We start from the raw sequence: 5,607 nt of genomic DNA on the forward strand, positions 1-5,607 counted from the left end.
AAATCGAGTCCAATCACACTAGGCTTAATCATGGTCTCCTCCTATGCATCCATCAGATAGTGATATTTATACTTCTATCTTGGCGCATTGTGACGCCGTAGGATGGGAGGAGACCATCTCATCAACCTACATCAAGCATTACAGCCTTGTAGGCTGGGTCGAGCAACGCGATACCCAACGCCAATCTTCTGGCAAGCTCGCGAGGTATAAGTCACAGAAATGGACGACACATGCGGGGAATCGCTGCGCTCGTCCCAACCTACACCAAGCTTTGCAGCCTTATAGGTTGGGTCGAGCAACGCGATACCCAACGCCAATCTTCGGGCAAGCTCGCGAGGTATAAGTCACAGAAATGGACGACACATGCGGGGAATCGCTGCGCTCGTCCCAGCCTACATCAAGCATTACAGCCTTGTAGGTTGGGTCGAGCAACGCGATACCCAACGCTCAACCTGACAGCAGGCACAAGTGCGGGATATCGCTACGCGTCTATTAACCTAACGCGGTTTATAGGCAGAGGACTTACATTAACCCCAGCAACTTAGGAATAAACAGCGACAGTTCTGGTACAAAGCTGGTTACCGCCATCACCGGCATACCCACAAACACCATCAACTTAATCGCCGGCATCACCGATTGATGAATGCTGACCTTACCGATCCTACATGCCATGTAGAGAATCGGCGCGACCGGAGGGCTGTTAGCACCAATCACCACGGAGCACGCCACGATGGATGCATAATGAATTGGATCGACTCCGCTTGCGACCATGAGTGGCATAAACAGTGGGGCCACAACGACCGTCACTGACACATCATCCATAATCATGCCGGTGATAATCAGGAAGATGTTCACCGCGATCAGAATCATCAGAGGATCTTTGACCAGAGAAGTAATCGTTTCGGTCAGTTCCTGCGGAATACGCTCTGATGCCAGAATACGGCCAATCATAAAACTGAATAGCAGAATCAGAATCACGGTGCCCGTGGTTTCCGCGGCGGCCACCACACTGCTTCCCAAGCGCTTGATGGTCAGATCGCGGTAGATAAAGAAGCCGATCAATATCGCCACAAACGCAGCAATCGCCGCCGCTTCTGTGGGTGTGCAGATCCCGCCATAGATACCCCCAAGAATCACGATGGGCAGCGACAGCGCCGGTAACGCCCTTAAGGTAGCGATCCCTTTCCCCGGCAGTTCTTCCATACCTTCCTTGGCACCGACAGAAACCTCCTCAAACAGACGCCCCACGTTGAAGCGGTTCATCAGAATCAGTCCAGCGATCAACAGCAGCGCAGGCCCTATTGAAGCAGCAAAACAGGCAGCAACGGACTGACGAGTCACGACGGCAAACAAAATCATGGTGATAGAGGGTGGAATCAAAATACCCAATAACGACGAAATCCCCAGCAATGCCGAGGAATATCCACGGGGATAGCCGCGTTTTTCCAGAGGATCGATCATGATCGTGCCAATCGATGCAACCGCTGCAGTAGCCGTCCCCGCGATGGCGCCAAAAATTCCGGAAGCCAGCACCATCGAAGCTCCCATTCCGCCCTTGCGTTTACCTACCAGCACTTCAATGAAGTCGACCAGTCGATGGGCAATACCCCCGCTTTGCATCAGGTAACCGGTCAGTACAAAGAGCGGTAACGCGATCAGAATCACCGAGTCGATGGATCGATAACCCTGCAACATTAACGTGTTGAAGTTGGCATCGTAGGCAAAACTCAGATACGCCAGCACACCAGCAAACGACCATGCCACGGGTACACCAACGATCATCAAAAACAACAGCAGTCCTACGGCAATTAAACCTTCCATTTTCGATCCTCCTCAACAGCTGATTCGGCTGGCTCATGCGCCACGAGAAGGTGGGTGTCATTGCCAATAATTGACTGAATAAGGTCACGCAAGGCATAGAGCGCACAGCCGACACTGGCAAACAAAATGGCACTTTGTGGTATCCAGAGCGGGATCGACAAGCCCGGTGTATGCTGCGGACGGCGCATGCCCCACTTCAGCATTCGGTAGGAGAGATACACAAAAAAGCCGGTAATCACCAACGTGACCAGCGACAGAAAAGCCTGATGCAAGCGACGGATCTGCTGATCCTTGATATTAGTTTGCACAAAATCGACCACGAGATGTTCGCGCTTTCGGCTGGCGATCAAACCACCCACCATGTACAGCCACATACCAAACAGCATGATCACTTCCAGCAGCCCAACAATGGACCAACCAAAGACATATCGTGCCAGAACAAGAAACAGCATCAGTCCGACTAACATGAGACTGCTAATAAGCGCAGCCGCATTCAGCACCCAACCGATCTTCTTATCCAGCGCGGTGAAGAAACGCACAATCATGAAGCACCTTCGGAAACAAAAAAGCGGCGGAGCAGCGTGCTGCCCCACCGTTTGGATGGGAAACTCGATCAGAGCTTAGTCGCGTTGTTCCGAATGGTGCCCATGATCTCGGAGCCGATCTCTTCGTCCATCAGCGGCCATACTTTTTCACGCGCGGCACGCGCAAAGACTTTGATCTGCTCATCAGACAGTTCAAAGTATTTCATGCCCGCTTCTTCGGCTTTTTTCACGTACAGTTCATCCGCAGTTTTTGCTGCTTTGAACTGCTGCATCATCACCTGTTTCGCGGCGTCAGCCACGATGGTCTGATGGGCTTCGGACAGTTCGTCGAACGAGTCAGCGTTCATACTCAGTACGCCCGTCATGAAAAAGTGCTTGCTGCGTACGTAGTAGTCCAGCTGATCACGGAAGTATTCGTAATCCCAATAGATTACGTTGCCCGCTTCGCCATCCACTACACCGGTCTGCAGCGCGGTGTACACTTCACCCCAGTCGATTGCTGCAGTCTGGTAGCCCAAAGCCTGCATCGTTTGTGGTGCTGGAAAGACGGTCATGGTGCGTACTTTAAGGCCATCAGCTTCCGCGATATTAGTCGCGTACTTACCGCGCGTTGCGACGCCGTTGAAGCCTTCAGGCCATGGGCCAAAGAACTTCAAACCCAGATCGGCGTAGATACCACCCAGCATGTTGTTGACCCAACCACCTGGGCTGTAGGCTTTGATCGCCTCTTCCCATGACAACGTCATGTACGGCGTATAAATCACCCCTATACGCCTATCGTAAGAGGTCATTGGCCAGTTCAGCATGACATCAACGTCACCCGCAACGTGCAGATCGAAGACTTCGTTTTGGCTGCCCAACTCATTTTGGTAGAACACCTTAACGTCAATCTCGCCGTTAGAGCCTTTCTCAATCAGATCCGCCCAACGTTCCAGCGTATCCCCTGCCGGAGAGCCTTTTGCACCGGAATCGGTAGCCATTTTCAGTGTTGCGGCCTGCACTGAACTTGCCATCAGAACACCCGCTGTTACCAAACCGGTGACGAATGAACGAAGCTTTGCTTTAGTCTTTACCATGGTATTACCCGTCGTTATTTTTATGTGTTTTGGTCTGTCAGGGTTATAGGTATCAATCCGAAACCCTTCGGTCAAACGGGCATCAATTTAGATTTATTAACCATGCTTAAAGAATATATCCAGCTATTTTCTCTGAATAAAAAACAAAAAGCAGACGATTATTTCACACATACAATGTAAGGCATTCGCTTTAACTTGCCTGTTTGCGGCCGCAATTTCGCAAATGGATAGGCAAAGTGTCGCTTCTGAAACCGTATAAAAAATGATCTTCACAGGATGCATTCAAACAGGCTTTCTAAGACGCTGAGGTCCGCCTGAGCAGGAGGGAGGAAAAGCAGCCAAAAAAAATCGCATTAAGGCTAAACCTCAATGCGATTTTTTTGATATCTGCGCCTGCCTCAGGCGCAACAAAGAACTTAAACAGCTATCGAACCAAAACTAGGTTCCACTTTGGCACTGCTCAGCGCAGACGCAGAACGCGCAAGGCTAACGAGGCTATCATCCTGCAATGGCTCACGAATGACGTTCTGCGTACCATCCGCCGCCCATGCGATTTTACGCTCATCCCGAGGGGATATACCGATATGCTTACGGTAACAACGGCTAAAATGCGGCGTAGAGATAAACCCACAAGCACCTGAAATCTCAACAATCGACATGCTGGACTGTTTCAGCAGCTGACGCGCACGGTCTAACCGCAAGCGCAGGTAGTACCGGGAAGGCGAGCAACTCAGGTACTTGAGGAACATACGTTCCAGCTGGCGTCTGGATACACTGACAAAATGTGCCAACTCATCCAGACCGATCGGTTCTTCAAGGTTGTTTTCCATCAGCTCGATCACCTCAACCAACTTAGGCTTAGATTCTCCGCCGTTGTGTAACTGACGCAAAGGCACGCGCTGCTGATCAAACTCGCTACGAATACGGTCGCAGATAAACATATCAGACACTGCGCTCGACAGCTTAGGTCCGTGCTGCTTAGCCACCATATGCAGGAACATATCCAGTGGTGCATTGCCACCAGAAGATGTCATACGATTGCGGTCAACTGAGAACAAACGGCTGTTGCAACGCGCTTTAGGATAGCGTTCCTGCAGTGCAGCCATGCACTCCCAATGGGCGCTGCAATCATAACCATCCAGCAAACCGGCATGTGCCAGCACATAACTCCCCGTACAAATACCGCCCATGATGACATTACGGCGCCCCATCAACTGCAACCAGCTCACCTGTTTGGGGGTAAAACTGCGGGTGATATCAACGCCACCCGCCACGATAACAATGTCGAGGTCGATCACATTCTGAAAAGAAAAGTCCGGTGTAAAACTTAAACCATCACTGGCAGCCACCTGAGCGCCTGTCTCAGTGACCATATGCCAACTATACAGCTCAGAACCTGACAGCTGGTTTGCCATACGTAATGGCTCAACGGCCGATGCCAGCGCGATCATGGTGAAATTGTCTAATAGAAGAAAACCAACACGGGTAACCTTCTTAGTCCCTGGAGTCAGGGTTCGATTTACAGAAATTGTCATTGGTATGCCCTCTGTGCGTATGTGCTGGGCAATATGTTTCCAAGGCTCATGAAAACATTTGCTACGCTTTTTTATTATGTAGGACGAACAAATTAGATAACCGGCGGACTCTCTGATCACACTCGACTACCCAGACTTTACGACTCGACCCTGCACTGGTTTTTGACCTTTTCAGGGCGGTCACGTTAGGACTAATCATATGCGTTTCAAAAACGACACATCACCCCAAAAACGACACTCAGGCCCGCCAAGTTATCCAAAACCGACACTAGGCTAGACGTTAGTCTTGATGTAAATCAAGCATCTTATTAAATCTCTATCCAAACGGAGCACACCTAGCGACCCAAAAACCTCCTGCTGAAGTCACCGTTAATTCATCCCTGTTTGCGTCCTGTTTCCATCTCAATTGCCCACCAATAACAATACACAGCGTTACGACTGACGGAACGCCCCTTGTTTATCAACAACTTTTCTCAACGAGACAACCCATCTCTGTCGCTCATGATCAATTTACGCGCGGTTCGGGACAGCCACCCTGCCCGGCAGCTGGGTAGAGTGATAGGCCACGGCTCCGTACAGGACGTGTACTCAAACAAAAATAACAGGAGTAGTTACCATGTGTAGCAACCA

4 protein-coding genes are annotated in these 5,607 nt (G+C 50.5%); all 4 read right to left on the reverse strand.

From position 1 onward, the window contains the following. Window positions 1-522 precede the first annotated feature (522 nt). The 4 genes from ABYW01_RS12585 to ABYW01_RS12600 all read right to left on the reverse strand — a co-directional run bounded on the left by ABYW01_RS12585 (window position 523) and on the right by ABYW01_RS12600 (window position 4,977). Window positions 523-1,821 carry a TRAP transporter large permease gene (locus ABYW01_RS12585; protein ID WP_372833180.1) on the reverse strand — a complete coding sequence of 433 codons (1,299 nt, stop codon included), beginning with the start codon at window positions 1,819-1,821 and terminating at the stop codon, window positions 523-525. Further along, window positions 1,809-2,366, reverse strand: a complete 558-nt coding sequence (locus ABYW01_RS12590; RefSeq protein WP_372833182.1) for a TRAP transporter small permease — start codon at window positions 2,364-2,366, stop codon at window positions 1,809-1,811. The genes ABYW01_RS12585 and ABYW01_RS12590 overlap by 13 nt, the downstream gene beginning before the upstream one ends. A gap of 68 nt (window positions 2,367-2,434) precedes the next feature. After that, window positions 2,435-3,442, reverse strand: coding sequence for a TRAP transporter substrate-binding protein DctP (gene dctP / locus ABYW01_RS12595; protein ID WP_372833185.1), 1,008 nt, complete (start codon window positions 3,440-3,442; stop codon window positions 2,435-2,437). Between the two features lie 416 nt (window positions 3,443-3,858). Continuing rightward, window positions 3,859-4,977, reverse strand: a complete 1,119-nt coding sequence (locus ABYW01_RS12600; RefSeq protein WP_372833188.1) for a GlxA family transcriptional regulator — start codon at window positions 4,975-4,977, stop codon at window positions 3,859-3,861. Window positions 4,978-5,607 lie beyond the last annotated feature (630 nt).

The sequence above is a fragment of the Pontibacterium sp. genome, from assembly GCF_041587635.1.
Classification (GTDB): Bacteria; Pseudomonadota; Gammaproteobacteria; order Pseudomonadales; family Balneatricaceae; genus Pontibacterium.